The 25878-nt window shown below is 59.3% G+C and carries 27 protein-coding genes and 1 pseudogene; 7 read left to right on the forward strand and 21 right to left on the reverse strand.

The window, feature by feature from the left end; genetic code table 11:
• Positions 1–10: 10 nt before the first annotated feature.
• The 3 genes from HPT27_RS14335 to HPT27_RS14345 all read left to right on the forward strand — a co-directional run bounded on the left by HPT27_RS14335 (position 11) and on the right by HPT27_RS14345 (position 3174).
• Positions 11–1630: a tetratricopeptide repeat-containing response regulator gene (locus HPT27_RS14335; protein ID WP_172244628.1), complete on the forward strand. Its 1620-nt coding sequence runs from the start codon at positions 11–13 to the stop codon at positions 1628–1630.
• 2 nt (positions 1631–1632) lie between these two features.
• On the forward strand, positions 1633–2319 hold the full coding sequence (locus HPT27_RS14340; protein ID WP_172244630.1) for a sensor histidine kinase: 687 nt from the start codon (positions 1633–1635) through the stop codon (positions 2317–2319).
• Between the two features lie 81 nt (positions 2320–2400).
• On the forward strand, positions 2401–3174 hold the full coding sequence (locus HPT27_RS14345; protein ID WP_172244632.1) for a hypothetical protein: 774 nt from the start codon (positions 2401–2403) through the stop codon (positions 3172–3174).
• Between the two features lie 69 nt (positions 3175–3243).
• Here HPT27_RS14345 and HPT27_RS14350 read toward each other — a convergent pair whose 3' ends face one another.
• Both HPT27_RS14350 and HPT27_RS14355 read right to left on the reverse strand, forming a co-directional pair.
• Positions 3244–3735 (reverse strand): STAS domain-containing protein, encoded by a 492-nt coding sequence (locus HPT27_RS14350; RefSeq protein WP_172244634.1) that lies wholly within the window; start codon positions 3733–3735, stop codon positions 3244–3246.
• Positions 3732–4979, reverse strand: a complete 1248-nt coding sequence (locus HPT27_RS14355; RefSeq protein ID WP_172244635.1) for a SpoIIE family protein phosphatase — start codon at positions 4977–4979, stop codon at positions 3732–3734. Before HPT27_RS14355 ends, HPT27_RS14350 begins: the two co-directional genes overlap by 4 nt.
• Before the next feature lie 245 nt (positions 4980–5224).
• On the opposite strand from HPT27_RS14355, the gene HPT27_RS14360 reads away from it, so the two are divergent.
• Entirely contained in the window at positions 5225–5533 is a 309-nt protein-coding gene (locus HPT27_RS14360) for a PilZ domain-containing protein (protein ID WP_172244637.1), read from the forward strand.
• A gap of 244 nt (positions 5534–5777) precedes the next feature.
• On the opposite strand, the gene HPT27_RS14365 is transcribed toward HPT27_RS14360, so the two are convergent.
• The 14 genes and pseudogenes from HPT27_RS14365 to mog form a co-directional block, all read right to left on the reverse strand.
• On the reverse strand, positions 5778–6521 hold the full coding sequence (locus HPT27_RS14365; protein WP_172244639.1) for an MlaA family lipoprotein: 744 nt from the start codon (positions 6519–6521) through the stop codon (positions 5778–5780).
• 73 nt (positions 6522–6594) lie between these two features.
• Positions 6595–7422 carry an HvfC family RiPP maturation protein gene (locus HPT27_RS14370; RefSeq protein WP_172244641.1) on the reverse strand — a complete coding sequence of 276 codons (828 nt, stop codon included), beginning with the start codon at positions 7420–7422 and terminating at the stop codon, positions 6595–6597.
• A complete protein-coding gene (locus HPT27_RS14375; RefSeq protein ID WP_211197975.1) occupies positions 7349–8266 on the reverse strand; it encodes an HvfB family MNIO-type RiPP peptide maturase in 918 nt (305 codons plus the stop codon). The genes HPT27_RS14370 and HPT27_RS14375 overlap by 74 nt, the downstream gene beginning before the upstream one ends.
• 13 nt (positions 8267–8279) lie before the next feature.
• The gene (locus HPT27_RS14380) at positions 8280–8723 is read right to left on the reverse strand and encodes an HvfA family oxazolone/thioamide-modified RiPP metallophore (protein ID WP_172244645.1); all 444 of its coding nucleotides are present in this window, start codon (positions 8721–8723) and stop codon (positions 8280–8282) included.
• A gap of 250 nt (positions 8724–8973) precedes the next feature.
• The gene (gene ccmI / locus HPT27_RS14385; RefSeq protein WP_172244647.1) at positions 8974–10287 is read right to left on the reverse strand and encodes a c-type cytochrome biogenesis protein CcmI; all 1314 of its coding nucleotides are present in this window, start codon (positions 10285–10287) and stop codon (positions 8974–8976) included.
• The gene (locus tag HPT27_RS14390; RefSeq protein WP_235950879.1) at positions 10284–10763 is read right to left on the reverse strand and encodes a cytochrome c-type biogenesis protein; all 480 of its coding nucleotides are present in this window, start codon (positions 10761–10763) and stop codon (positions 10284–10286) included. Before HPT27_RS14390 ends, ccmI begins: the two co-directional genes overlap by 4 nt.
• Positions 10760–11383 (reverse strand): DsbE family thiol:disulfide interchange protein, encoded by a 624-nt coding sequence (locus tag HPT27_RS14395; protein WP_172244649.1) that lies wholly within the window; start codon positions 11381–11383, stop codon positions 10760–10762. The genes HPT27_RS14390 and HPT27_RS14395 overlap by 4 nt, the downstream gene beginning before the upstream one ends.
• Positions 11380–13353: a heme lyase CcmF/NrfE family subunit gene (locus tag HPT27_RS14400; protein ID WP_172244651.1), complete on the reverse strand. Its 1974-nt coding sequence runs from the start codon at positions 13351–13353 to the stop codon at positions 11380–11382. Before HPT27_RS14400 ends, HPT27_RS14395 begins: the two co-directional genes overlap by 4 nt.
• Positions 13354–13481: 128 nt before the next feature.
• Positions 13482–13946: pseudogene (gene ccmE / locus HPT27_RS14405) on the reverse strand (cytochrome c maturation protein CcmE); the annotation flags it as partial.
• A 26-nt stretch (positions 13947–13972) separates the two neighbouring features.
• The gene (ccmD, locus tag HPT27_RS14410) at positions 13973–14197 is read right to left on the reverse strand and encodes a heme exporter protein CcmD (protein ID WP_172244653.1); all 225 of its coding nucleotides are present in this window, start codon (positions 14195–14197) and stop codon (positions 13973–13975) included.
• Positions 14194–14943, reverse strand: a complete 750-nt coding sequence (locus tag HPT27_RS14415; protein WP_328820701.1) for a heme ABC transporter permease — start codon at positions 14941–14943, stop codon at positions 14194–14196. Before HPT27_RS14415 ends, ccmD begins: the two co-directional genes overlap by 4 nt.
• 469 nt (positions 14944–15412) lie before the next feature.
• On the reverse strand, positions 15413–16075 hold the full coding sequence (gene ccmB / locus HPT27_RS14420) for a heme exporter protein CcmB (RefSeq protein ID WP_172244657.1): 663 nt from the start codon (positions 16073–16075) through the stop codon (positions 15413–15415).
• A complete protein-coding gene (gene ccmA, locus HPT27_RS14425; RefSeq protein ID WP_172244659.1) occupies positions 16069–16704 on the reverse strand; it encodes a cytochrome c biogenesis heme-transporting ATPase CcmA in 636 nt (211 codons plus the stop codon). The genes ccmB and ccmA overlap by 7 nt, the downstream gene beginning before the upstream one ends.
• Before the next feature lie 11 nt (positions 16705–16715).
• Positions 16716–17300 (reverse strand): molybdopterin adenylyltransferase, encoded by a 585-nt coding sequence (gene mog / locus HPT27_RS14430; RefSeq protein ID WP_235950880.1) that lies wholly within the window; start codon positions 17298–17300, stop codon positions 16716–16718.
• A gap of 248 nt (positions 17301–17548) precedes the next feature.
• Between mog and HPT27_RS14435 the strand changes: the two genes are divergently transcribed.
• Positions 17549–19030, forward strand: a complete 1482-nt coding sequence (locus tag HPT27_RS14435) for a flagellar hook-length control protein FliK (RefSeq protein WP_172244663.1) — start codon at positions 17549–17551, stop codon at positions 19028–19030.
• Complete coding sequence (locus HPT27_RS14440; RefSeq protein WP_172244665.1) at positions 19017–19325, forward strand: EscU/YscU/HrcU family type III secretion system export apparatus switch protein; 309 nt, start codon at positions 19017–19019, stop codon at positions 19323–19325. The genes HPT27_RS14435 and HPT27_RS14440 overlap by 14 nt, the downstream gene beginning before the upstream one ends.
• A 92-nt stretch (positions 19326–19417) precedes the next feature.
• Here HPT27_RS14440 and HPT27_RS14445 read toward each other — a convergent pair whose 3' ends face one another.
• The 4 genes from HPT27_RS14445 to HPT27_RS14460 form a co-directional block, all read right to left on the reverse strand.
• Positions 19418–20440: an inorganic phosphate transporter gene (locus HPT27_RS14445; protein WP_172244667.1), complete on the reverse strand. Its 1023-nt coding sequence runs from the start codon at positions 20438–20440 to the stop codon at positions 19418–19420.
• An 18-nt stretch (positions 20441–20458) separates the two neighbouring features.
• On the reverse strand, positions 20459–21088 hold the full coding sequence (locus HPT27_RS14450; protein ID WP_172244669.1) for a DUF47 domain-containing protein: 630 nt from the start codon (positions 21086–21088) through the stop codon (positions 20459–20461).
• A 377-nt stretch (positions 21089–21465) separates the two neighbouring features.
• Positions 21466–22479 (reverse strand): NAD-dependent epimerase, encoded by a 1014-nt coding sequence (locus HPT27_RS14455; RefSeq protein WP_328820702.1) that lies wholly within the window; start codon positions 22477–22479, stop codon positions 21466–21468.
• Positions 22480–22498: 19 nt separating this feature from the next.
• On the reverse strand, positions 22499–23800 hold the full coding sequence (locus tag HPT27_RS14460) for a nucleotide sugar dehydrogenase (protein ID WP_172244671.1): 1302 nt from the start codon (positions 23798–23800) through the stop codon (positions 22499–22501).
• Positions 23801–23933: 133 nt separating this feature from the next.
• On the opposite strand from HPT27_RS14460, the gene HPT27_RS14465 reads away from it, so the two are divergent.
• Entirely contained in the window at positions 23934–24500 is a 567-nt protein-coding gene (locus tag HPT27_RS14465) for an RDD family protein (protein ID WP_172244673.1), read from the forward strand.
• Between the two features lie 306 nt (positions 24501–24806).
• Here HPT27_RS14465 and lptG read toward each other — a convergent pair whose 3' ends face one another.
• Complete coding sequence (gene lptG / locus HPT27_RS14470) at positions 24807–25877, reverse strand: LPS export ABC transporter permease LptG (RefSeq protein ID WP_172244675.1); 1071 nt, start codon at positions 25875–25877, stop codon at positions 24807–24809.
• Between the last annotated feature and the right edge of the window lies 1 nt (position 25878).

Below are 25878 nucleotides of genomic sequence, written 5' to 3' on the forward strand. Positions count from 1 at the left end.
GACCGGCACCATGATCAGTTACGCAGACAAGACCTTCCTGATTGTCGATGACTTTGCCGAATTCCGACGCTCCCTGCGCGGCATGGTTCAGCAGCTGGGCGCGGAAGACATCGATATGGCCGGCACCGGCGAAGAGGCCATCGCGCTGTGCGTCAACCGGCGTTACGACATCGTGCTGTCTGACTACAACCTGGGTGACGGCAAGGACGGCCAGCAGATTCTGGAAGAGCTGATTGAACGAAAATTGCTCAAGCGCGGGGCCATTTTCGTCATGATCACCGCCGAAAACAGCACCGCGATGGTGATGGGCGCGCTCGAATACCAGCCAGACGCCTATATCACCAAGCCGTTCAACAAGGTGGCGCTGCAGGCCCGGCTGGACAAGCTGATGGAAAAAAGGCTGGCGCTGGCAGAAATCGATCAGGCACTGGAAAAAAACGACATCGACAAGGCCATTGCGCTCTGCGACCGGGAAATCAGCCAGAAAAGCCGCTATGCCCTCGCCTGCCTGCGGACCAAGGCCGAACTGCTGGAGCAGGAAGACCGGCTCGCCGAAGCCGCGACCATCTATGCCAGCCTGAGTCAGGATCGGCCAGTGCCATGGGCCATGCTCGGTCTGGCCCGGGTCACCCTTGGCCAAGGCGAAGCCGAGGAAGCCCGCAAGCAATTCGAGGACGTGATCCGGCAGCTGCCCACCCTGACCCCCGCTTACGACGGTCTGGCCAAGACCTGGCTCGGCCTCGGCGAAACGGTCAAAGCCCAGCAAGTCCTGCTCGAAGCAGTTCGCCGCTCGCCCAAAGCCGTGCTGAGGCAGGCCGAACTGGGTCAGGTGGCCAGTAAGAACGGCGACCTGGACACCGCCACCCGGGCCTTCCGGCAGGCCGTCAACCTCGGTCGGCATTCGGTGCACAAGAGCCCGGAAAGTTATCTGAAGTTGGCCGATTGCCTCGTTCAGGGCATCGGCAGCAACCCGGTCGAAGACAAACGCGCCAGCGACGAGATCAGCAAGACCCTGTTCGAGCTCGACAGCGAATACAAGGACGACAAGCAAATCAGCATGCGCTCCCTGCTGACCCAGGGCTCGCTGGCACACAAACAAAAGCGGACCAAGGACGCCGAAAATGCCGCCGTCGGTGCCAGCAAATTATTGCAGGAACTGGACAGCAGCAGCTTGCCGCCAGAAATCGCATTGGACGTCGCGGACAAGTTCATGGCGCTCGGCAAACAGGATGTCGCCAAAGCGGTGCTGCGCACCTGCGCCGAGCTCTACAGCGACAACCCCGAAGTGCTGGCCAAATGCGCCGAACAACTGGCCGACAACTCCGTCATCAAGCACACCGATCAGGCACTCGCTCTCAATGCGCTCGGCATCGCCGAATTCGAACAGAAGAAATACGATGCCGCGCTGCTGCATTTCCGGGAAGCGGTCAAACTGGCGCCACGCAACATCAGCATTGTGCTCAACACGGCGCAAACCCTGCTGGAAAAATACCGTGGCCAGCCGCAGCACGCCTTGCTGGAGGAATGTCAGGGCTACCTTGATCAGGTCCGAAAAATGCCGGACACCGACAAACGCTACAAGCGCTTCCAGGGTCTGATGCAGTTCACCCAGCAGATGCGGAAGGCCTGAGCATGAGCGAACCGTCGGCCTTGTTTCCGACCGTGCTCGCCTCGTCGGTGCACGACATCAAGAACTCGCTGGGCATGTTGCTGCAGTCGCTGGAAGCGGTGGTCGAGCGAGTGCCAGTCGAGCAGCGGCCCGGCTTTCATGAACTGGCGGTATTGCAGTATGAAGCGGCGCGAGTGAACAACTCGCTGGTGCAATTGCTGGCGCTGTACAAGCTCGATAATCAGCAACTGCCGCTCAACATCGGCCATCACATGGTCGCTGACTTTCTGCAGGAACAAGGTCTGCGTAACCAGAATCTGCTGAACCTCAAACAAATACAGCTGGACATCGAAGTAGACGACGATCTGGCCTGGTATTTTGATTACGATCTGATCGCCAGTGTGATCGACAACATCATCACCAACTCGATCCGCTATACCCATTCCAAGCTCTTGCTGCGCGCCGACATCGAAGATGATCAGCTGGTCATCGTGATTGCCGATGACGGTCCGGGATATCCGCGTGCGATGCTGGAGACCCCCGACCGCTATCTGCTGGGCATCAACCGCAGCACGGGCAGCACCGGACTGGGGTTGTTTTTTGCCGGTGAAATCGCCCGTCTGCACCGGCGCGCCGACGTCCATGGCCGGGTCCAGCTGCGCAATGGCCAGTGCCTGGAAGGCGGTGAATTCCGGCTATATTTGCCCTGAACACTATTTGCTCTAGAGTAACGGCCAAGGAAGGCATAAAACCGATCCCCAACGCTGCCTCCCGAGCAGCAGGAAACCAATATGAACTTTGCCCTAATTGCTGCGCTGATTGTTGGCTTGCTGGTCATTGGCATGACCGTCAACGGCTTCATCCAGCGCCGGGAACAACAGGCGGCTGAACGCCGCCATCGTGTCGCCCAGCATCGTGCCAGTGTCCGTGATGGCCAGGACATGCTGGAACTCGGCAAGGATTTGCCGTTGGAAAGCTCGGTTCGCGACATTTTGTGCAACTACATTCAACTGCATCTGCAGTCGATGCGCGCCATCGACCCGAATGCTGATGGCTTGGCGGCGCAAGAGCAATGGCTAACCGGCCAGCGGCAACTGAATCAGCAAAAATCGACGGAAGCGACGGCCAAACTGGTGTTGCCCAGTCAGTCAGCAGAGTTGACCGCGCTGCGCACCCAGCTGCACCGGATGGCCGAATTCGTTGCCCGTCTGCGTCAAGACAAACGGCTGGACCCCAATCAAGTGGTGCTCGCATTCAAATCGCTGGCGCGCCTGCGGCTGCGCTGTGATGTCGAAGGCCATATCAAACTGGGTGAGCTGGCAGTGCTGAACAAACAAAACAATTTGGCCAAGCAGTATTTCAAATATGCATCCGACCGCTTGGTCCAGGAAAACATCAGTGACAGCTATGTTCAGGAACAGCTGCATACGCTGGACAAGCTGATGGCGGAATTGCGCGGTGATGTGCCCGCGGATGGCTTGGCCACCGCTGAGCCGCAACCGGACGCCGAAAAAGACACCGACAAGGAAATGGATCCGCTGTTTGCACCGAAGAAAAAATGGTGAGTCGGCAACGCTGCTGACGGTCAAAAAAAAACGGGCCTTGGCCCGTTTTTTTTTTGCATCACGCCCGCATCAAAGATGGGCAACACTCTCCAGCGCGCGCGCGACATCCTGAAACAACACCCGATTCTCCTGCGACAGCGCCATCAGGTTGCGATGTGCCGCCAGCGCCTGCCGGGTGAAATGGATTTCATCGGCCGGTTCGGCTTCGAGCTCACGGTAGGATTCCGGCTCATGTTCGGCGTCTGGCAAGACGTGGAAGACTTTGTCGAAACTGACCGCGTGCAACACCGCCAGCAGATCCGGGTTGCGCACCAGGATGGTCGGCCGACGGTCGTAAGCCCGACGGGTATGGATGGCAATCTGGGCGATGACGCCAAGCGCCGTGCTGTCGACCGCCGTCGCCTCCAGCAAATCGATGATGACTTTCGGCTTCATCGACTCCTGGAAAATTCGCTGGATGAAACGATCCACGCTGCCACACAGGTGGAAACGGATATCACCACGAAACTTCAGAATGTACACACCGTCCTGGATGGCGTAGGCAACTTGGCCAGGCGTCATTTTTGTTGTTTTCCTTCCGGTAAGGCTTTGACAAGAAACAGCGCAATATCGTCCGGCGGCGGTCCGGCAAGTGCTCGTCGCACCTCCCCTACCAACGCCGGAATGGTCAACGCCGATCCGTTCGGACCGGACGGCAAAGATAACAACAACGACTCGTCCTTGGCCAACCCCGGCTTGGCCAAGGCTTCCAGCACGCCATCGGAACTCAACAGCAGGCAGGCATCGGCGGCCAGGGTCGTCGAGGCCGCCTCGAATTTGGCCCAGTCGAACAGGCCTACCGGGAAGCTGCCATCGCCGAGAAAAACCGGGGCCTCGGGTTTGCCATTTGCCGATTGGAACAGCAAGGGTCGCGGATAGTGGCCGCCATTGCTGTAATGCAGTTCACCGTTTTCCCGATCCAGCACGCCGTAAAACAAGGTCAGGTACTTGCCGAGATTGGCCTGCAGCAACTCGCTGTTCAGATAAGCCAGCAGCTTGTCCGGCTGGGTGATGGTTTCATCGCCATGGCTGCGGAAACGTCGCAGCGGGTGGTTGATCAGGCTCTTCAGCATCATGGTGACAAACGCAGACGCGGCACCATGGCCGGACACATCGGCCAGATAGAAGCCAATGCGACGCTCATCAATCTCAAAGTAATCGAGGAAATCGCCGCTTAGGTACAGCGAGGGAATGACGGCGTGACTGAACTGCCAGCGGCCGAACTGTCCAAGCGGTTCCGGCAACAGTTGCAACTGCGCCTGACGACCGGCCTCCTGATCCTGCCGCAGCAGATCGAGATTGGCTTCCAGCTCGGCATTGGCCGTTTCCAGCTCTTCCTTGTACTGCTGGTTTTCCTGCTCCAGCGTCGCCTTGTGCAGCGCGGACCGGACCGCATGATCCAGCACCGCCATGTCGGAAATCGGCTTGACCAGATAATCGGTGGCACCGAGCCGCAGCGCCTCGACCACGTCGGTAATCACGCCGGCGCCGGAAATCACGATGACCGGCGTATCCGGTTGTTCCCGGGTCAGAATTTCCAGCACCTGCAACCCATCCATGTCCGGCATGCGCAGATCGCACAACACGACATCCGGATGTTTATCACGACACTGATTGAGCCCTTCGCGCGCGCTGGCCGCCGACAATACGTCGTAGCCGGCATCTTCAAGAAAAACACACATGCTGTCGCGAACCAGCCGATCATCGTCAATCACGACGACACGCGGTGGTGCAGAGTTGGCGGTGATGGGATCAGGAAATGGCATCGAATGTTGCACGGCAGCAGCTGATTGGAGGGCGCCTTGTGGTTATAGCACAGAGGCAAAAAATCGCGCGCTGAGAAGGCGAAGAGTGCTACAGAATGCGCAGAAAAGGAAGCCTTTTTTTCACGGCCGCACCGGCGTGCCAACTGCCGGGAATTGTCGGGTCACGATACGGATTGACGTTGCCGGCTAAGTTTCCCTAGTATCGGCGCAGGTACCTGTCTGGGTACTGTCGCGGGAGAGTCAAAATGTTGGTTGCCCAAGCACGCGATTACGCCGAGCGGCGCGATTTCATCCGGATGTTTGTTGATGCCCGGGTTGAGATTGTCGACGAGGACAGCGGCGTGGAATATCAGGGCGAAGCCCGTAATCTGAGCGGCCGGGGTCTGATGTTTGAAGCCGATGTCGAACCGAAAGCCGGCGCCACCCTGAAAGTGACGGTGTCATCGAATCAATCACGGATGCCGCCGCTGCACGCCGGCTTCAAGGTGATTCGGGTTCACAAGCAAAAGAACGGTCGCTATGAAGTGGCCGGTGAGCTCAGCGACGTGAGCTGATCTCTCGCAAAAACAAACGCGCCTGACGGCGCGTTTCGTTTATCCCGTTCCTGCTGCCGGTTTCCGGCGGCGGCAGTCATCGTCTCCCCTGTTTTTCCGCTCCCGCCGCGTCCAGTAACCAGTCGCCAGCATTGGGGCATCAGTGCGGCTGATGCAGCATGGCTGCTTAAAACCGCAGAACAAATGCGTTGAAACCAGCGGAGCAATCACGCCTGCAGATTGCACCGCTGAATCGGGCAGACCCTCAGCAGTCGTCTACGCCGGGATCGCAATCTTCGGTATCTGGCGGCAACGGCGGATTGCCGTCGTAAATCAGGAAGTGACGCCGCTGCAGGTAAGCATCCCGGACAAAGGCGTATTCATCGAGCGCTTCTTCCAGATGCCCTTCCAGTGGAAACAGCGCCTGCCGGGTGTTGATCAGATCGAGACCCCAAACGGTATTGCGGGTTGGCACATCTTCAATCAGCTCGCTGACACCCACTTGCGAATCGACCGGCCGACCAACGATATCGCGCGCCGTGCTCGGGCCGAGCAAGGGCAGCATCAGATAGGGGCCATCACCAACGCCCCAATGGGCCAAGGTCTGACCAAAATCTTCGTCTTGCTTGGCGAGACCGAGCGGCGTTGCCGGATCAAACAAGCCGGCCAGACCAAAGGTGCTGTTGATCAGCAGGCGGCCGGTGCTGATGGCCATTTTCTTGAACTTTGCCTGCAGCAAGGCGTTGCCGATATTGCCGAGCTCACCGATGTTCGACAGCGCATTGTCAATGCTCTCGTCGATCACACTCGGGACCACTTTGTCATAGGCTTTCGCGGTCGGCTTCAGCACGGCCGAATCCAGCGTTTTGTTGAAGCTGTACATCGACCGGTTGAACGATTCGTAGGGGTCCACCGGATTGCCGGTCGTGCTGGCACAGCCGGCCAGCCACAGACTTGCTGCCAGCACCAGCAGGCGCAGCGCCACGCGTTGTATGCGTCCACTCTTCATGTACATATCCAGGGTCAGCCATCAGGGTTGGGAAAACAGCGGCAGAAGACGCCAGCCAAAACCGGGCCAGATTCTACGGCAGAGTCACCACGATGTCGCGCCGGATAAAGTCTTGTAACGCATTCAGACCCGCCGGAACGAGCTTGTCGGCCGGCACCTGCAAGGTGCTCGCCAAGCTTGCCAGCAGTGTGCCGGCAGCGCTCGAGCCCGCCTCCTCCAGCGCATTCAGCAGCTGATAACTCAGGGCGTTCAGCGCCAGAAACTGCACCTTGTCAGCGCGATTGCGATAGACGACCAAGGTCGTGGGTTCGGTCGGTGGCTGCAGCGGTTGCCAATCCGGGCCGATGCGGTGCACGGGAAACTGGTAGGCCTGCACGAACGCCAACGGTGATAACGCCACCGTCGTATCGGCGTTGACCGTCAGCTCTGTCGCTGCGGCCGGCAACTCGTCAGTGGCAATCTGGGCGACCAGTTCCAGCCATTCGTAATGGGCCAGTTCCAGCAGGAATGGCCAGGTCGGAGCCAACTCGGCCGGCTTTTCCTGTTCCAGATAACTGAGAAACTCGGCCGGAATTTCGCTGAACAACGGACTGTGCGAAACATGCCGGGCATAGAAATCGCGCACCAGTGCGCGCCAGTCAGAATCGTCAGTCAGCGAACGCAGGACCGGAAAGCAGTTGCTGACAAAACCTTCGACGTTGTTGAAAAAGAGCTCGCGATAGATCGCCATCCGGCGCTCTTCGACGTCATCGGGACGGGCGTGTTCGGCCGGCGCCCGAACGTGGGCGGTAAACGCATACTGGGCGCGCTGAAAACGCGGCAGCGTCTCAGCCTGCGACAGCGTGTGCGCTGCCTGCGCCGCTGTTGGCGTTACCGGGCGTTCCGGCGTAGAGGCATTCATTGGACGAATCCTGCAGCGACTGCTGCTGTAACAACTGGATCTGTTGCAGCTCAAGCTGCAACGCTGGCAGTGGCGGAATATTGAAGTCGCGTTCGAGCAAGGTCGGCAGTACGCCAAACTGCCGATACGCGGCGGCCAGCAGTGACCAGACATCGGCCTTCACATCGCTGCCATGGGTATCGACCAGCAGATCCGGCGCTTCATCGAAATGACCTGCGATATGCACCCAGGCAATTCGTTCACCCGGTAGCGCGGCCAGAAACTGTAGGGGATCGTAGCGATGATTGACGCTGTTGACGTAGATATTGTTGACATCAAGCAGCAGCTGACAATCGGCCTCACGCAGCACCGCGGTCAGAAACTCCAGCTCGGACATCTCCTGCGCCGGTGCGGCATAGTACGAGACATTTTCGATCGCGATACGTTGGCCGAGAATATCCTGCACCTGACGAATCCGGCCGGCGACGTAGTGCACAGCTTCTTCGGTAAACGGAATCGGCAGCAGGTCGTAAAGATGGCCTTGATCGCTGCAATAACTCAGGTGTTCGCTGTAGGCGCGGATTTGGTGCTGCTGCATGAACGCACCCACTTCCCGGACAAACGCCACATCGATCGGTGCCGGGCTGCCCAGTGACAGCGACAGACCGTGACAAACAAAAGGATAGCGTTCGGTGAAATGCCGGAACCGGCGGCCGAGCACACCGCCCATGCGCTGCCAGTTCTCCGGTGCCACCTCCATGAAACCTACTTCGGCAAGCGGCGTTTCCTGCAGCGGGAGCAACAGCTCCCGCCGCAGGCCAAGGCCAGCTCCGTGAACGGCAAAGCGGTCCATGGTCGAGCTCATTGCAATAACGCGCTTATTTCTTGTCTTCTTTCTTCTCGTTTTTCATTTCGCCGCAAGTGCCTTCTTTGGCTTTCTCGCCGCATTTGCCTTCGGCAGATTTGGCTTTGTTTTCGCCACACTTGCCTTCACCGCATTTGCCATCCTTGCTCTTCATCTTTTCGCCGCACTTGCCTTCGCCACACTTACCATCTTTGGCTTTCATCTTCTCGCCGCATTTGCCTTCACCGCACTTGCCGTCTTTGCCCTTCTCGCCGCAAGTGCCTTCTTTGCTCTTCTGCTCGCCACACTTGCCTTCCGCGCCTTTTTCATCGCCGTCGAAAAATGCCAGGTTGTAACCAGAAGAAAGATCCTTGAAACCGAACAGGGTGGTGTCGGCACTAGCGGTGCTGGCAGCAGCCATCGAGGCCACCATCGAAGCGGTAATCAGAGCGGACAGTTTGCGAGTCTTGCTGGTCATTGTTGCATCTCCTGAAAAGTGATCGTTTGAACGTCACGGCTTTCCTGTCTGACCAGAACAACCGAAGCTGGTCTCAAGCTGCCGCACGGGCCGTTAGAGAATGGCCCATGTGCGGTTGTTACGACAGCATTTGGGATTTTTTACAAATCCGGATTCTGACCCGATTCGGGCCATGGAAGACCCGGACCTTGGAAGATCCGGGGTTTGGAAGACCCGGGACTTGGCAAAACCAAGCGGCCGCTGCTGCAGACTACAGCACCGAATCGATGATCAGCTTCTGCTGCGGCTGCTGGCGCCAGTCAAACGCTGCCAGCTGGCCTTGCAGATCGCCGGCAACCGGCTCGACGCTACCAGCCATCGACACCCGCGCCACCAGCTTGACCCGCTGCTGATCCGACAATTTGACCGCCGGATTCATGGCATTGGCATCCGACAGGGTCACCGTGGCAGGCAACTGACTGGCCGGCAATACCGCGACCGCTACCGGCAGTCCAGGGCCATTTTCGCTACGGGCAAAGACAAACACCCGCGCCTTTTCAGCCAGCGGCCGGCCCACCAAAGCCGGCGCGAGGCTGACCTGCACCGTCATTTGCTGGACTGCACCCGGTTTATTTGCCGCCGTGCTGGGCGGGTTTGCTGCCGCAGCTTGGGTACCGGCCGGGGAACCGACTGGCGCAGCAACCGGAGCGCTAACCGCCATGTTGGCGAACGGCGCTTGCCCGGCCGCCGCGCTGGCGGCTTTGGCATCGGCAATGACCTTGTCGAGCATGGTGGCCGATTCGCTGTCATTGGCCCGGCTGCGCTTCAACGCCTCGAACGTCGCAATCGCCTGCTCGTAGCGGCCACGCTCCATGTCGCGGTAGGCATTCAACAGGCGGGCGCCTTCGTGCATCGGATCAAGCTGCAGCGCCTGGGTCAGCAGGCGGTCCACTTCCGGCAAGGCCGAGTCCTGCTCAACCAGCCGCAAGGTCTGGGCGTAGGCCACCAGATAATCGGGTTCATTTGGCGCCTGCCGGCGAGCCTGATCAAAAGCCTGCAAGGCCTCCTGGCCCCGCTGCATGCTGAGATAGGAGCGGCCAAGCAGATACCAGCCTTCCACATCTTCCGGATCGTCATGCAGGCGGCTGCGCAGCAGCAGCAACATGTCGTTCATGTCGCGATTGCCGGCGCCGACGTCCTGCGTTTCCAACTGTTGCCAAGCCCGGACCTTGGCATAGCTGCCGAGCTGCAAATACAGCAGCGCGGCCACAGCCGGCAGCGCCACGATCAGCACCAGCGCCAACGGTGTGCGGCCCATCGCGGCCCGCAAACCGCCATCGGATGTTTCGGCGTCGGCCAGCAGGCGCCGGGCATTTTCCGTCTCGCGACGCATTTTTTCCGCGCTGTCGATACTGCCGCTGGCGAACAGCAGTTCAATCTCTGCGGCCCGTTCCCGATACAGCGTTTTGTTCAGCTCCAGCCGGTCGGCATCGGGCAGCGCCTGCCGCCACAGCGGCCGTAATACCAGCAACAACACCAGCGCCAGCAGCCCGGCGATCAGCAACACAAACATCGTCGCGGTCATGACGGTTTACCACCTTCGAGCAGGGCTTTGAGCCGGGCTTGTTCTTGTTCGGTTAATGGCGAATTGCTCGGCGCCGGACGCCGCCGCAACCAGCGCCAAGCGCTGGCAATGGCGATCAGCAACACCAGCGCCGGGCCAAACCACAGCAACATCGTGCTGGCTTTGACCGGCGGCCGGTACAGCACGAAATCACCGTAACGCTCCTGCAAAAAGCTGGCGATGGCTTGATCGCTCTCATTGGCTTTCACTTTGGCGTAAATGATGTCGCGCAGATCTTTGGCCAGCGGCGCATTCGAGTCCGCCAGATTCTGGTTTTGGCATTTCGGGCAGCGGAATTCCTGCACCAAGGTGTGGAAGCGCTTTTCCTGCGCCAGATCATCAAACGGATAGGCATCAATCTCGGCCCACACCTTGCCAACCAATAGCAGCAAGCACAGCGCCAAAACTGATTGCAGGCGTTTCGCGTGCATCATCATGGTTGTCCCTCCGCTGGCGACACAGCCGTCACACCCGCTTGCGCCAGCAGCGGCACAATCTCGTCCTGCCAGATACGCTCATTCACATCGCCAGCGCGGCGATACAAAATCACGCCGTCGGCGGATACCAGAAACGTTTCCGGTGCGCCGTACACGCCCAGATCAATCGCCAGCCGGCCATCGGCATCGGAAATCACGGTTTCGTAGGGATTGCCCATGCGTGCCAAATATTGCAGCGCCTTGTCACGCTCATCCTTGTAATTCATACCGATCAGGCGAATGCGCCCTTGCTGTGCCAGCGCGAGCAGATACGGATGCTCGACGTAGCAAGTCGGACACCAGGTCGCCCAGACATTCAGCAGATACGGTTTGCCTTTCAGATCCGCATCGGTGACCAGCCGCGTTTCCTCACCGAGCACCGGCAGTTGGAAAGCCGGCATGGTTTTGCCCTGCAGTGCCGACGGCAACTCGGTGGGATCTTTACCGAGACCAAAAAAGAACAGCACCAACAGCGCGACAAAAATCAGCAGCGGCGCCAGAAAGCGCAGCGGAATGGCGGCGGATTTCTTATTGGCGTCTGAGGCCGGTGCAGCCGTTTGGGACGATTGCGATTCGCTCATGCCTGCGCTCCGTCAGCGGCGACAACGGCTTTGCGCTGTGCGACCGCAACCCGGTAACGCCGATCAGTTGCCGCCAGAACGCCGCCCATGGCCATCAACACACCGCCCAGCCAAATCCAGCGGACAAACGGTTTGTAATACACCCGAATCGCCCAGGCATTGCCTTCCAGCGGCTCGCCCATCGCAACATACAGATCGCGAGTCAGGCCCGGATCAATCGCCGCCTCGGTCATGCTCTGGCGCGACGCGGCATAAACGCGCTTCTCCGGCCGTAACCGCGCAACAACTTCATTGTCCTGACGCACTTCAAACAGCGCCCGGGTTGAATGGTAGTTGGGACCGTCCAGATCACGCAGGCGCATAAAATGGAACTGATACGGCCCGACTTCGACGTGATCGCCCGGGGCCAATCGAATGTCCCGCTCGACGCTGTAAACCGTGCTCAGTGTGACCCCGATGGTGACCACCGCCATACCGGCGTGTGCCAGCACCATGCCCCACCAGGCTCGCGGTTGTTGGCCGATACTGGCCAATTTGGCCTGCCGGTTGCGCAGCCGTTGCCACAAATCGCGCAGCAACGACGAGAGCACCCACAGCGCGAGCGCGATGGCAGCAAGCGCCGACAGCGAGAATGCCGCCAGCAACTGGCTCAGCACAAAAGCCAAAGCCAGCGATGCCAACAACCACGGCAACAGCGTGCGCAGCAGCGCGCGACCGTCATCACTGCGCCAGCGCAGCTGCGGACCCACGCCGATCAGCACCAGCAGCGGCACCGCAAACAGGCAGAACATGAAATTGAAATACGGCGGGCCAACCGAGATCTTGCCGAGATTTAGTGCATCAACAATCAATGGTTGCAAAGTGCCGATCAACACCATCAGCGCGATAACCGACAGCAGAATGTTATTGCCCAGCAGCGCCACTTCCCGCGACAGCCACTGGTAATCGGTGGCGCTGCGAATATCAGTTGCCCGCAGTGCAAACAGCAGCAACGAGCCACCAATCACAACGGCAAGAAAGGCCAGAATAAACAGTCCGCGCTCCGGATCAGAGGCAAACGCGTGCACCGAGGTCAGCACACCGGAGCGGACCAGGAAGGTACCGAGCAAGCTGAGCGAGAACGCAAAAATCGCCAGCAGCACCGTCCAGGCTTTGAAGCCGTCGCGCTTTTCGGTGACCGCCAACGAATGAATCAGCGCCGTTCCGGCCAACCACGGCATGAACGACGCGTTCTCGACCGGATCCCAGAACCACCAGCCGCCCCAACCAAGTTCGTAATACGCCCACCAGGAACCGAGCGTGATTCCCGCCGTCAGGAAAATCCACGCCGCCGTTGTCCACGGCCGCGACCAGCGTGCCCAGGCGCTATCGAGTTTGCCACCGAGCAAGGCGGCTATGGCAAAAGCAAATGCAACCGAAAACCCGACATAGCCCATGTACAACATTGGCGGATGCACGATCAAACCAAAATCCTGCAGCAGCGGATTCAGATCGCGACCTTCAACCGGAAACATCGGCAAGGTACGAACAAACGGATTGGAGGTAAAAATCATGAAGCTCAGAAAACCCACCGCGACGATGCCCATGATCGACAGCACGCGTGCGCTCAGCACGATCGGCAGCTGCGCGCTGCGACGGGCAACAGCATAAGTCCAGCCGGACAGCACCAGCGCCCACAGTAGCAAGGAGCCTTCGTGCGCACCCCACACCGCTGACAACCGATAGTAAATCGGCAATTGCGAGTTGGAGTTGCTGGCGACGTAATGCACGGTAAAATCATTGCTGGCAAACGCATACGCCAGACAGGAAAAGCTCAGCACCAGTAACAGGAACTGCACCGTTGCTGCCGGCTTCGCCACTTGCATCCAGCCGACATCACCACGGTAGCTGCCAACCATCGGCACCACCGCCTGCACCAGCGCCACCAGCAGCGCCAGTATCAGCGCAAAATGACCAAGCTCGGGGATCATGGCGTGGTTCCTGTCGTTGTGGGATCAGCTGTGGGATCAGTTCTTGAATCAATTGCAGAGCCGGTTGTCGGCTCAACCGGTGGCAACGCGTCCGGTTGCGACTCATACGCTGCGGCACCCGCGGCGCGTTCCTGCTGGAGCTTGGCTTTCGCGCGGGCTTCGGCATCCTTGATCGCCGAGGCGACTTCCGGTGACATGTAATTTTCGTCGTGCTTGGCCAGAATCTGGCTGGCTTGCACCGTGCTGTCGGCGTTGAGTTTGCCAACCCCGATGATGCCCTGCCCTTCGCGGAACAAATCCGGCAGGATGCCTTCGTAGAACACCGTGACTTCGCTTTCGGTGTCGGACAATTTGAATTGCACTTTCAGCGAACTCGGATCGCGTTTGACGCTGCCCTTGACCACCAGGCCACCGATATTGATGGTGCGCTCAAGACCGGCTTGTTGCAGCGCCTCACCCTTGACGATTTGGGTTGGCGTATAGAAAAAATTGATGTTTTGTCGCATCGCATACAGCACCAACGCCAATCCGGCCGCGACCGCAAACACACTGCCCAGCACCAACAGCAAGCGCCGCTTGCGTTCCGGTTTCATCATCGGTTTCGACATTGGCTTAGACATCAAGACATTCCCCGCTCATCCGATTGTGCATCCAGCTGCTCGCGGCGATAAAACGCCTGCAGCCGTGTGCGCAGTTGGCGCCGACGCACCACCGGCTCCAGCAACAAGAAAAGAAAAATCAGCAAGCCGACACCGTAGGCCAGCCAGACATAAAAACCGTGGCCACCCATCGCCAGAAAATCGGCGAATGAGCTAAAGCCTGAGCGCAGCGGTTCGGAATTCATTTGACCAACTCCCGCACCCAGCTGGCCTGCCGCTCACGCCACAGCACTTCATTGCGGGCCCGGCGAAACAGCAAGGCAAAGAAAAACACGAAACTGGCAGCAATCATCACCAGCAGGGCCGCCAGCATCTGGGCATCAATCGTCGGCTTGCTGAAGCGCGAGATGGTCGCACCCTGATGCAGCGTGTACCACCAGTCCACCGAGAAGTGAATGACCGGCACATTGATCACACCAACCATGGCCAGCACGCCGGCGGCGCGATCACCAGTCTGAATGTCATCAAAGGCATGCCGCAGCGCGATGAAGCCAAAATACAAAAACAGCAGAATCAGTTCGGAAGTAATCCGGGCATCCCACACCCACCAGGTGTTCCAGGTCGGTTTGCCCCAGACGGCGCCGGTAAACAACGCCAAAAAGGTAAAGCAGGCGCCAATCGGCGCGGCCGCAGCGGCAACGGCGTGGGCGAATTTGATTTTCCAGATGTAGCCAACCGCAGCGGCAGTTGCCATCAAGACATAGCCAAACATCGACAGGAACGCGGCTGGCACATGCAGGTACATGATCCGCACCGAATTGCCTTGCTGATAATCCGGCGGCGACAAATACAAACCTTGCACCAGACCGTAGCTGAACAACAGCGCCGAAATGCCGAACAGCCATGGCAACCAGCGGCCGCTGATGTCGTAAAACCATTTGGGCGATGCCCATTTGTGAAACCAGGTCCAAGTGGCCATGCTTTTTCTCATTAGCGCATGAATTAATCCGAGCTCCGAAGCGGCTTCGACTCGAATAAATGTTTAAATACCAAACCGCTGCACCACGGACGCGCACGCAGGCAGAGCTTGCGGTGTTGCCCATGCAATTGCAGATTGTATCTCCGGCTCCAGTCTCGCCAATGCTTCAGGAGCCCAGTATGCCCGAACAGACCCAATTGGCAGAGCATCGATCTCCGACGAAATCGCAGTGAAAATCAAAAAGTCTGGATCACAGCTATCAATCTCAACCTCCCAGCGAAGTGACGCAAGGGAATGACAGCCCTCCAAGACAGGCACCTCACCAGCAATGATGCCTGCAGCGATCTCGGCGGCTTGCCGGCGAACGCACATTACGTACTGTTCGTGTGTCATGCGCTCGATCATTGAGGCTTAATTCTCTATTTCATTGACTTACAAGCGCTGAGTCCCAAATACGGGGCTCGTTTCAACGCTGTTTGTCCTAACTGCTAATCGATACTTTCAGCGCCGCACCGGCTGCCAATGGCGCCAGCCCCAGTGCAAACAACAGCAAGGCACCCAACAAGGCCAGCTGGCCATTGTACGGCAGGCCTTGCGCGGCCGCTGTGACGGCGCTGGCACCAAAAATCAAAACCGGAATCAGCAACGGCAACACCAGCAGCGCCAGCAGCACCGCGCCACGGCGCAAACCGACCGTCAGACTCATGCCAACGCTGCCGATCAGACAAAATACCGGCGTGCCGAGCAGCAAACTGGCCAGCAGTGCCGGCCAGGCCGCGACCGGCAAGGCCAAGGTGGTTGCCAGCACCGGTGTCAGCACGAGCAGCGGTACGGCACACAACAACCACTGCGCCAGCGCTTTCGCCAAGGCGATCAAGGCCGGCGAGCGGCTGACCAGCAACAGTTGTTCGAGACTGCCGTCTTCAAAATCGCCGCGGTAAAACAATTCCAGCGTCAGCATGTTGGCAAACAGCGCCGCGACCCACAGCACACCGGGGGCAATTTTGGCCAGATCGGCGGGCTCCGGCGACACCGCAAACGGAAACAGCGACACCACCAACAGGAAAAATACCAGCGGGTTGGCGAGCTCAGCCGGTCGCCGCAGCGCCAACTTCAATTCACGGCGCAGCAGGATCATCAGCATGGCCGTGCTCCGAGTACCAGCTCGCGCAGCGGTTTGGCCGTTGCCACCGGTTGATGGCTGGTCAGCAGCACCGTGCCGCCTTGGTCGACAAAGGCGTCGATTTGCTGACAAAGCCAGGCCGCGGCTTTGACGTCGAGCGCGGCAAACGGTTCATCGAGCAACCACAAACCGGCCGGTTCAATCAGCAGGCGAGCCAGTCCCACCCGACGCTTCTGTCCGGCCGACAAACTGCCAACCCGGGCATCGAAATATCGCGCCAAGCCAACCGCTTGCAAGGCATCGGCATACGAGCGGCGCGCCGCCTGACCGGACAGCTGCAACAAAAACGCGAGATTTTCTTCTACGGTCAGTTCCGGCTTCAGGCCCAGCGCATGACCGAGATAAATCACCCGGCAATCCGCCGCAATGTGAAAGTCGCCGGTCAGCGCCGGCGCGATGCCGGCCAGTACTCGCAGCAAGCTGGTTTTGCCGGCGCCGTTGGCACCGAGCAGGTGCACGCCCTCGCCCGCTGCCAGTGCAAAATTGAGCGCAGTGATCAGCACCCGATCGCCGCGCTGCACGGATAAATCACGAACCGCCAGACGCGGCTCGGCAGCATCGTCTGTTGCGGCCGCAGCAGTTTGCCCCATCACCGGATCCGTCATGAAGATTTCGGCCGGAAAGCTTGGATGACTGCCGCCTGCGTTTCCAGATACGGGCCGCCGATCAGATCAATGCAATACGGAATGGCCGGCATCACCGCTTCGAGGCAATCGCGGATCGCGCTGGGTTTGCCCGGCAGATTGATGATCAGGGTTTGGCCGGAGGTTCCGGCAATTTGGCGCGACAGAATCGCGGTCGGCACCACTTTCAAACTGACCGCCCGCATCTGTTCACCAAACCCGTCGAGAATGCGCTCGCACACCGCTGCGGTCGCTTCCGGCGTCACATCGCGCGGCGCCGGGCCAGTGCCGCCGGTCGTGACGATCAGGCAACAGCCGGCATCACGCAAATCGCGCAACGTGACTTCGATCAGGGTTTGCTCATCGGGAATGACGCGCGCCAGCGGTTCGAACGGCGTGCTCAGCATGCGTTGCAATTCGGCGAGGATGGCCGGACCGCCCTTGTCTTCGTATTCACCGCGACTGGCGCGATCGGAGACGGTGACAATGCCGATTTTGACAAGGCCGGCGCGCGGCGAAACGGCGCCCGGACGATCCGACTGAGGTGGGACGGGTGCTGACAAACGTCTGACTCCGAAAAACGACCGGGAACGCGAGGCGCCTATAATACCAGCCAACGTCATGATATAGGCCGGGTCCGGCGCAGCCCGGATCTGGATCAAGTCAAGGCCGGAGAATTTTGGCCGATACCGTGATCATAACTGGCGACTAAATGTCCACCCGACCGCGCAGCCAGCGAGTTGGGTAAGCAAGCAGCCCACTAATCCGGCGCTAGGCCAATCAGGCACCACGTCAATCAGGTAAGCCCGCGATGGTAAAACCGACCTTGCCCATCATGCCCAGTCCGGCCATCACGGTCTCGGACGTGCGGGCGCCGCGGCAATTGGCCGATTCCGGCCAGCTGAAAAGCTGGCAAGCCGGCGCGATCATGGACGTGGTGGTCAATCGCCGAGACGGCGCGCTGCTGATGCTTGATACCGGCAAAGGCGTGGTCGGGCTGCCGGTGCCGGCCGACGCCGGTTTCAAACCCGGCACGGCGCTGCAGCTGCAGGTGTTGACCCTGACACCGCTGCAACTGCAGCTGCGACCGGCACCGGCACCGACACCGACCACCGCCGGCAGCTTGACGGCGGCAGCCGGCGCGCTCGTTGAAACGCTTGCGGCGGGCGCCGTCACAACCAGCAATGCCACAACCAGCACCGCCACAACAGTTCCGGGCACGCCGCCGAATCCGATTTCTCCCGCGCCAATGCCGCAGCTTGCTGGCGATCCGATCGCCAATCTGGCGGCGCAATTGAAAGCCCTGTTGCAACCGGCCGCGAGTCAAATCGATCCGGCAAAACTGGCACCGCTGCCGCAGCGCTTGACCGAATGGCTGGCCCGCTTGCCGCCAACCATGCTGGCTGATGACGCACTGCCCACCTCGCCGCTGCCGCAATCGCTGCCGGTACCGACCAGCGCCGACTGGCCGAAGCTGGCCAGTTCACTGCTTGCCAGCTGGCCGAACCCACAACAGGCCGGCGAACCGGAATCGCTGGAGCATCTGCTGCGCCAAGCGCTATTTGCGGAACCCGCGACAAACCGCCAAACCAACCCCGGCAGCCTTGCCGGCGCCTTTGCTGGCGCCGGTAACGGAACGACATCCGCCAACGACTGGCTCGGCACCGTCCTGCGCCTGCTGATCAGCCTGCCAGCAACGTCAGCGTCAGTCAGCACACCACCGGCACCAGCTTCATCGTCAAGTAATACAGCGACTGTGATCACGGCCACTGTGAAAACCGGCGCCGAAACCGATGACAGCAACCCGCTGCCCGGCGTGCTGCCACCACTGCCGGACGATGTAATCGAGCAACTGGCCAGTCTGCTCGGCCGCAGCCAGCAACATTGGCTGAGCAATGTTCAAGCTGACCCGCGCGCGCAGCCGCTGTACGGCGAATTGCTGCTGCGTCAGGGCGAGCGACTGGATCCGTTTGAACTGAGTGTGCGGGAAGACGCCAGCCAGGCCGAGCGCGACGCACCCGCACGAGCCATCCATCATGTCGTGCGCCTGCGTTTCGATTTGCCCGGTCTGGGCGTGTGCCAATTTTTGCTGGATTTGCAGGCCGATGATTTGCAGCTGCATTTCTACAGCGAGCAAGCCGCAACGGTGGAGCTGTTCAATCACCATCTGGATACGCTGGCGGCGACGCTGGCAGCCGATGCCATACATCTCAATGCCGTGCAAAGTCATCGGGTTGAGCAATTGCCGGCGCTGCAATTGCCGGCCGCGCAGGGTTTTCATGTCCGGGCCTGAAACCGCAGCGAATGAACCGGGCGCTAGCGATGCCGGCAGCGCCCGAACGGCGGCCGCGCTGAAATATGATGGCGACAGCGCACCGCGCCTGATCGCCAAAGGCCGTGGCGATCTGGCGGAACAAATCATCGCCTTGGCCCAGCAACATGGCGTCTACCTGCACGAAGATCCGGTGCTGGCGCAGGCGCTGCAGCAATTGCGATTGAATCAGGAGATCCCGCGCAAACTGTATGTCGCGATAGCCCGGGTCATTGCCTTTGCTTATTTCCTGCAAGGCAAGACACCGCAGCGCTGAGCGGCAAACGTTTTTCGGTAAAATAAAGAAGACCAAACAAAAACGCCGGCGATTGCCGGCGTTTTTGTTTTGCGAGACGGTCGCGTCAACGATCAGAACAACTGCTGGCCAACATACCAGGCAATCGCGGCAACAAACGCCGATGCCGGAATGGTCAACAGCCAGGCCCAGACGATATTGCCGGCCACGCCCCAACGCACGGCGTTGACGCCCTGACTGGAACCAACACCGACAATCGCACCGGTAATGGTGTGCGTGGTCGACACCGGAATACCGAACGACGAGGCCAGGAACAACGTGATCGCGCCACCGGTTTCGGCACAGAAACCACCCACCGGCTTCAGCGGAGTAATTTTCTGGCCCATGGTTTTGACGATGCGCCAGCCGCCGAACATGGTGCCTAGGCCGATGGTGATGTAACAGGCGATCACCACCCACGGCGGAATGTGATCTGGCGTGGCCTGCAGCCAGTGCGGCACAACATCCGGCGATGACAGTGTCGCGGCCATCAGCAACATCCAGATAATACCGGCAGTTTTCTGGGCGTCGTTACCACCATGACCCAAGCTGTACAGCGCCGCCGAAACCAGCTGCAGGCGTCGGAACCAGCGATCGACCCGGCGCTGCGAGCTGCGGAAAAAGATCCACGACACCGCCAGCATCAGCAGACTGCCGAGCAACATGCCAAGCATCGGCGACAGCACGATAAACGTCACGGTCTTGATCAGGCCCGACGAAATCAGCGAACCGGTACCGGCCTTGGCGACCGCCGCACCGACCAGGCCGCCGATCAAGGCATGCGAAGACGACGACGGGATGCCGTAATACCAGGTAATCAGGTTCCAGGTGATCGCACCGATCAGTGCACCGAAGATCACATAGTGATCGACGATCTCCGGATCGATGGTGCCCTTGCCGATGGTCGCCGCAACTTTCAGCGGGAAAATCACGTAGGCAACAAAGTTGAAGAAAGCCGCGAACGCGACCGCATAATGCGGCCGCAACACGCCAGTCGATACAACGGTCGCAATCGAGTTGGCGGCGTCATGAAAACCGTTCATGAAATCGAACAGCAGCGCCAACACGATCAGGAACAGCAGGACCTCGAAGCTCATGATGGGGGTCCCGGTTCGTTAAGCGTTTTCGAGCACGATGCCTTCGATCACATTGGCGACGTCGGCACAGCGATCGGTGGTGGTTTCGAGCAACTCGTATACCGCTTTCAGCTTGATCAGCTGCTTGGTATCGGTCTCTTCCCGGAACAGTTTGGCCATGCCGGAACGCATCACGTGGTCGGCTTCGCCTTCAATGCGGTCGATGTCTTGGCACAGCTTCAGGATGGTCAGTGCGTTGTCCATGTTCGGCAGCAACTTGACCGCTTCCTGAACCTTGTTGACGCCTTGCTCAATCTGCTCACCGAGCTTCTGGCACTCAGGTGTCAGTTCATGCACATCATACAGATGAATCGACTGGGCGACGTCTTCCATCAAATCAAGGATGGTGTCGAGACCGGTGATCAGCTGGTGGATGTGGTCACGGTCCAGCGGAGTGATAAAAGTGTGGTGCAGCAGGTTGATGGTTTCGTGGGTCACTTCATCGGCCCGGCGTTCGACCGCCTCGACCTTGCGCACCCGGCCTTCCAGACCATTGTCCGGGTGTGCCAGCAGGGCCCGCAGTTCGGCAGCCCCCTCGATAAGCAAACCCGCATGCTTGTTGAAGTAGTCGAAGAACTTGCCTTCGCGCGGCATGAAATTTCCGAACATGACAGCCCCATGACGGTTGGATGACGAACGGGCGCCGTTTTACCCGAAACTGTGACAAATGCCCAGCTCAGCCGACAAAAAAAGTCATTTTTGCTTTGAAAAACCGTGGTTTGGATGGCCATACCTGAGGATCAAACCGTCGGTCGGCTAAACCCAAGCTGTCATAAAAATGTCACAAAAGAATGGCGATGCAATGTGGTGCGGGTTTGAACCGTTCAAAAGCAATCGAAACGAAATTGCGGCCGGGACTCGAATGGGTCAGAACCCCTGCGCCCTGAATCTTCAAAATCAGCCGCGGCTATTGCCCCAACAACAAAAGTAAAGGCCCCGTTTGGGGCCTTTGCTGTTGCTCGAATGTTGAGCCTTTTGCCTTCACTTCAAACCTTGTAATACGCCCGATACCAGTCGACGAAGTTACGTACGCCAGTTTGCACCGGCGTGTTCGGTCGAAACCCGGTCCAGCTTTCCAGCTCGCTGACATCGGCGCAGGTCGACGGCACGTCGCCGTCCTGCATCGGCAGGAAGTTCTTGATCGCTTTTTTGCCGACCGCTTCTTCGATGGCCTCGATGAATTCCATTAGCTGCACCGGCTGGTTGTTGCCGATGTTGAAGATTCGGTAATTGGCGTAGCTGGTGGCCGGATCGGGCTTCAGCGCATTCCAATCCGGATTGGGCTGGGCAGGCCGATCCATCGCACCGATGACGCCGCTGACAATGTCTTCAACATAGGTGAAATCGCGGATCATCTTGCCGTGGTTGAATACGTTAATCGGCGTGCCTTCCAGAATGCCTTTGGTGAACAGGAACAGCGCCATGTCCGGCCGGCCCCAGGGGCCGTAGACGGTAAAGAAGCGCAGCCCCGTGACCGCCATGCCGTACAGATGGGCGTAGCTGTGGGCCATCAGCTCATTGGCTTTTTTGGTGGCCGCGTACAGCGTCATCGGGTGATCGACGCCGTGGTGTTCGCTGAACGGTTGCAGTTCGTTAGCACCGTACACCGAGCTGGTCGAGGCAAACACCAGATGACCGACCTTGCTGTGCCGGCAACCTTCGAGGATGTGCAAAAAGCCGGTGACATTGCTGTCGACGTAGACATGCGGATTGGTGATGGAGTAGCGCACGCCGGCTTGCGCCGCGAGATGAATCACGGCATCGAATTTCTCACGCTGAAACAGCACCTCCATGCCGGCCCGATCGGCCAGATCGAGTTTGACGAACTCGAAGCCCTTGTGCTGGCGCAAGCGCGCCAACCGATCTTCTTTCAGCTGTACGCTGTAATAGTCGTTGAGATTATCGAGGCCGACTACGGTGTCGCCGCGCGCCAGCAGGCGCTGGCTGGCATGCGAGCCGATGAAACCGGCGGCACCGGTAACCAGAATGCGTTTACTCACAATTCGGCTCCGTTATCGCTTACAAGCGCCACAAACTGACACCCACCTTCCCCATCGCCTCACGGTCCAACGCACACTTGACGTCGGAGATGCGAGCGCCCGGGGCCAGCATGGCTTTGAGTTGTTCGGCGCTGAGCGCTTTGTATTGTTTGTGTGCGACCGCGATGATGATGTGGTCGAGTTTGTTCAGTTGGTTCAGGTCAACGAGGTCGACGCCGTATTCGTGTTTGGCCTCGTCTTTGTCGGCGATGGCATCGTGCACCAGCGGTTCGATGCCGTAGCTGCGCAGTTCGTTGATGATGTGGATGACTTTGCTGTTGCGCAGGTCCGGGCAGTCTTCTTTGAAGGTGAGTCCGAGCACGGCGACGCGGGCGCCGTGCAGCGGCCGGCCGGCTTTGAGCATTTCTTTGATGGCTTCTTGGGCAACGAAGCGGCCCATGTCATCGTTGACTTGCCGACCGGCGAGAATGACTTGCGGGTGGTAGCCGAGTTTTTGCGCTTTGTGGGTGAGGTAGAACGGGTCGACGCCGATGCAGTGACCGCCGACGAGGCCGGGCCGGAACGGCAGGAAGTTCCATTTGGTGCCGGCGGCTTGCAGGACGTCGACGGTGTCGATTCCCATGCGGTGGAAGATCAGCGAGAGTTCGTTCATCAGCGCGATGTTCAAATCGCGTTGAGTGTTTTCGATGACTTTGGCGGCTTCGGCGACTTTGATGCTGGCGGCGCGGTAGACACCGGCGGTGACGACGGAGCTGTAGACGTCGGCAACGATGTCGAGGGTTTTGGCATCTTGGCCGGAGACGACTTTTTTGATTTTGGTGAAGGTGTGTTCTTTGTCGCCCGGGTTGATGCGCTCGGGTGAGTAGCCAACGGTGAAATCAACACCGCATTTGAGGCCGGATTCGCGTTCGAGCACCGGTACGCAGTCTTCTTCGGTGGCGCCGGGGTAAACGGTGGATTCGTAGACGACGATGTCGCCTTTTTTGAGCGCTTTGCCGACGCTGACCGAGGCTTTGAGCATCGGGGTCAGGTCGGGGATGTTGGCATCATCGACCGGGGTCGGCACGGCAACGATGAAGAAGTCAGCTTTTTTGAGCTCGTCGATTTGGTTGGTGTAGTGAATGCGGGTTTCGGCGAGTTCCGCCGCGGTCACTTCGCCGGTGTGGTCCTGGCCGGTTTTGAGTTCGGCGATGCGCTTGGTGTTGATGTCGAAACCGATGGTCTCCTTGCCATCGATGGCGGCTTGGCGACCAAAGGCGACCGCAACGGGCAGGCCTACGTAGCCCAGGCCTATGACGGCGATACGGCGGGAATGCGGCATTTCTTGTCCTTCCAGTGACGAAAACAGCTCCATGAGGGCGCGCATTCTAGCAAGGCCGCCGGGCCAAAGTCATGACGACCGCGACCGGTCCGGCCAAACCGGCCGGGGCCGACTCCGGCAGGCCAGATCACGTATGATGCCGCCCCAACGCTACCCTGCCCTGCCAATACCGATGCAAACCCTGCCTGTTGCCAGCGTCTGGCGCCGCCTGTTCGCCATGGTTTATGACGCGTTGTTGCTGATTGCGCTGCTGATGCTTGCTGCTGCTATCGCCATGCTGTTCGCCGAGCTGGTCGTGCCCGGCCTGAATAGCCAGCGACCCGATGCCCTGCGCCACCAACCGCTGTACTTGCTGTGGCTGTCGCTGTGGTGGTTTGGCTATTACGTCTGGTGCTGGCGCCGAGGCGGTCAGACGGTGGGCATGAAAGCCTGGCGACTGCAATTGGTCAGCCTAACAGGCCAAGCGGTACAGCTGTGGCAGTGCACGATGCGCTTGCTGGTGGCCGTTTTTATCGCCGCCCTGTTGCTGGCCGCTTACAACCTGCTCGCCGCGCTCGGCATGAAACAGTTTGGCGGCCCGCTGCTCGCGCTGGTGCTGTTGTTGCAGCTACCGATGCTGGCGGTGCATGAAAAGCTGTCGCAGACCGTGGTTCTGCAATTGCCGAAAACGGCGGCGACGAAAAAAGAGAATTCCCGATAAATCGCTGGCGACAAAACGCGGTAGTTCTCGATCAAAAGGCTACCGCGCAAACACCCGCCGCGCTCCCATTGGGAGAGGGATCGAATACGTCTCCCGCCGAAAGAAGGTGGCGTTTCGCGCCGGATGAGGGTGGCTGCTACGTCCGCATCGTCAGCCAGATTTGTTCAAGCAGTCTTGGTTCAGCGCAAATGATATGAGACTGCCGCAATTTCGATTAGCGCTGCAATGGCGGCAAGAGCTGGCGGGTCCGCTTCGCTTGACCCGCCCTACGCAATCGGGTTGTGACTCGTCGCGAATCCGAAAAACTCAGCGGGCTCTTCGCAATAGCCAGAGCGCGCCGGTCAGAAATACTGCGGGTGGCAACAGGGCGCCGAGCACTGGCGGCAATTGATAAACCAGACTGACTGGGCCGAAAATCTGGCCAAGGTAATGAAAGCTCAAACCGACCGCCACACCGGCCAGCACGCGCGCACTGACGGTCACCGAGCGCAGCGGCCCGAATACCGAAGCGATGCCCGCCAGCATCATCGCAAACAGGTTCAGCGGCTGGAAAACCTTGCGCCAGAATTCCAGATCGTACTGACTCGCATCCAGACCATTGCTAACCAGATACTGGCTGTACGACCACAGTCCGGCACCGGACAATTCGGCCGGCCGCGCCTGCAGCACCTGCAAATGTTCCGGTGCCAATTCGCTTTGCCAGAACACTTCGTCAAACGGCTCGGTATTGACCTGCTCACCATCAAACCGGGTGTGAATGCCGCGCAGCAAACGCCATTTGCCATCGCCCTGATACTGCGCGCGCTCGGCAAAATAGGTTTCGCTCAGCTGCTGCGGTGCCGAGAATGAAAAGATCTGCACTTCGTCGGCGGTTTGATCCACCAGCACATGGCGGAAAAACACATAATCGTGAGTAGAGCGTAACCAGACCCCGGCGCCGGACGCGCGAAACGCCTCGTTTGGCGCAATGGCATTCAAGCGCAGATCCTGCGCCATGGAACTGGTGTGTGGGACAATCACTTCGCTGAGCAGAGCACCGCCAAGAATGAGAAACACCGCAGCCCGGATGGTGGCCATGCCAACCTGAGTGGGTGATACCGCTGCCGCACGCATGGCGGTCAGCTCGCTGCTCGACGACAACACGCCAAGCCCCATCACGGTGCCGATCAGCGTGGCCATCGGCAGCAGTTCACCCAGCCACATCGGCACACTGAGCAAGGTATAAGCCAGCGCTTTTATCGCGGTGTATTCCGCGGTGCCGACATCGCCCAATTCATCCAGAAACGAAAACAGAAAGCGCAGCGCGACCAGCAGGAACAGCACCATGGCCGTTGGCTGCAACACAGAGCGGACGATATAGCGATTCAGGATACGCATG

The sequence above is a fragment of the Permianibacter fluminis genome, from assembly GCF_013179735.1.
Classification (GTDB): Bacteria; Pseudomonadota; Gammaproteobacteria; order Enterobacterales; family Permianibacteraceae; genus Permianibacter; species Permianibacter fluminis.

Excerpts from the sequence above, each read along its gene's own strand:
- HPT27_RS14335 (WP_172244628.1), top strand. The coding sequence starts at position 11 with ATGATCAGTTACGCAGACAAGACCTTCCTGATTGTCGATGACTTTGCC.
- HPT27_RS14340 (WP_172244630.1), top strand. The coding sequence starts at position 1,633 with ATGAGCGAACCGTCGGCCTTGTTTCCGACCGTGCTCGCCTCGTCGGTG.
- HPT27_RS14345 (WP_172244632.1), top strand. The coding sequence starts at position 2,401 with ATGAACTTTGCCCTAATTGCTGCGCTGATTGTTGGCTTGCTGGTCATT.
- HPT27_RS14350 (WP_172244634.1), bottom strand. The coding sequence starts at position 3,735 with ATGACGCCTGGCCAAGTTGCCTACGCCATCCAGGACGGTGTGTACATT.
- HPT27_RS14355 (WP_172244635.1), bottom strand. The coding sequence starts at position 4,979 with ATGCCATTTCCTGATCCCATCACCGCCAACTCTGCACCACCGCGTGTC.
- HPT27_RS14360 (WP_172244637.1), top strand. The coding sequence starts at position 5,225 with ATGTTGGTTGCCCAAGCACGCGATTACGCCGAGCGGCGCGATTTCATC.
- HPT27_RS14365 (WP_172244639.1), bottom strand. The coding sequence starts at position 6,521 with ATGAAGAGTGGACGCATACAACGCGTGGCGCTGCGCCTGCTGGTGCTG.
- HPT27_RS14370 (WP_172244641.1), bottom strand. The coding sequence starts at position 7,422 with ATGAATGCCTCTACGCCGGAACGCCCGGTAACGCCAACAGCGGCGCAG.
- HPT27_RS14375 (WP_211197975.1), bottom strand. The coding sequence starts at position 8,266 with ATGAGCTCGACCATGGACCGCTTTGCCGTTCACGGAGCTGGCCTTGGC.
- HPT27_RS14380 (WP_172244645.1), bottom strand. The coding sequence starts at position 8,723 with ATGACCAGCAAGACTCGCAAACTGTCCGCTCTGATTACCGCTTCGATG.
- ccmI (WP_172244647.1), bottom strand. The coding sequence starts at position 10,287 with ATGACCGCGACGATGTTTGTGTTGCTGATCGCCGGGCTGCTGGCGCTG.
- HPT27_RS14390 (WP_235950879.1), bottom strand. The coding sequence starts at position 10,763 with ATGATGATGCACGCGAAACGCCTGCAATCAGTTTTGGCGCTGTGCTTG.
- HPT27_RS14395 (WP_172244649.1), bottom strand. The coding sequence starts at position 11,383 with ATGAGCGAATCGCAATCGTCCCAAACGGCTGCACCGGCCTCAGACGCC.
- HPT27_RS14400 (WP_172244651.1), bottom strand. The coding sequence starts at position 13,353 with ATGATCCCCGAGCTTGGTCATTTTGCGCTGATACTGGCGCTGCTGGTG.
- ccmD (WP_172244653.1), bottom strand. The coding sequence starts at position 14,197 with ATGAATTCCGAACCGCTGCGCTCAGGCTTTAGCTCATTCGCCGATTTT.
- HPT27_RS14415 (WP_328820701.1), bottom strand. The coding sequence starts at position 14,943 with ATGAGAAAAAGCATGGCCACTTGGACCTGGTTTCACAAATGGGCATCG.
- ccmB (WP_172244657.1), bottom strand. The coding sequence starts at position 16,075 with ATGCTGATGATCCTGCTGCGCCGTGAATTGAAGTTGGCGCTGCGGCGA.
- ccmA (WP_172244659.1), bottom strand. The coding sequence starts at position 16,704 with ATGGGGCAAACTGCTGCGGCCGCAACAGACGATGCTGCCGAGCCGCGT.
- HPT27_RS14435 (WP_172244663.1), top strand. The coding sequence starts at position 17,549 with ATGGTAAAACCGACCTTGCCCATCATGCCCAGTCCGGCCATCACGGTC.
- HPT27_RS14440 (WP_172244665.1), top strand. The coding sequence starts at position 19,017 with ATGTCCGGGCCTGAAACCGCAGCGAATGAACCGGGCGCTAGCGATGCC.
- HPT27_RS14445 (WP_172244667.1), bottom strand. The coding sequence starts at position 20,440 with ATGAGCTTCGAGGTCCTGCTGTTCCTGATCGTGTTGGCGCTGCTGTTC.
- HPT27_RS14450 (WP_172244669.1), bottom strand. The coding sequence starts at position 21,088 with ATGTTCGGAAATTTCATGCCGCGCGAAGGCAAGTTCTTCGACTACTTC.
- HPT27_RS14460 (WP_172244671.1), bottom strand. The coding sequence starts at position 23,800 with ATGCCGCATTCCCGCCGTATCGCCGTCATAGGCCTGGGCTACGTAGGC.
- HPT27_RS14465 (WP_172244673.1), top strand. The coding sequence starts at position 23,934 with ATGATGCCGCCCCAACGCTACCCTGCCCTGCCAATACCGATGCAAACC.
- lptG (WP_172244675.1), bottom strand. The coding sequence starts at position 25,877 with ATGCGTATCCTGAATCGCTATATCGTCCGCTCTGTGTTGCAGCCAACG.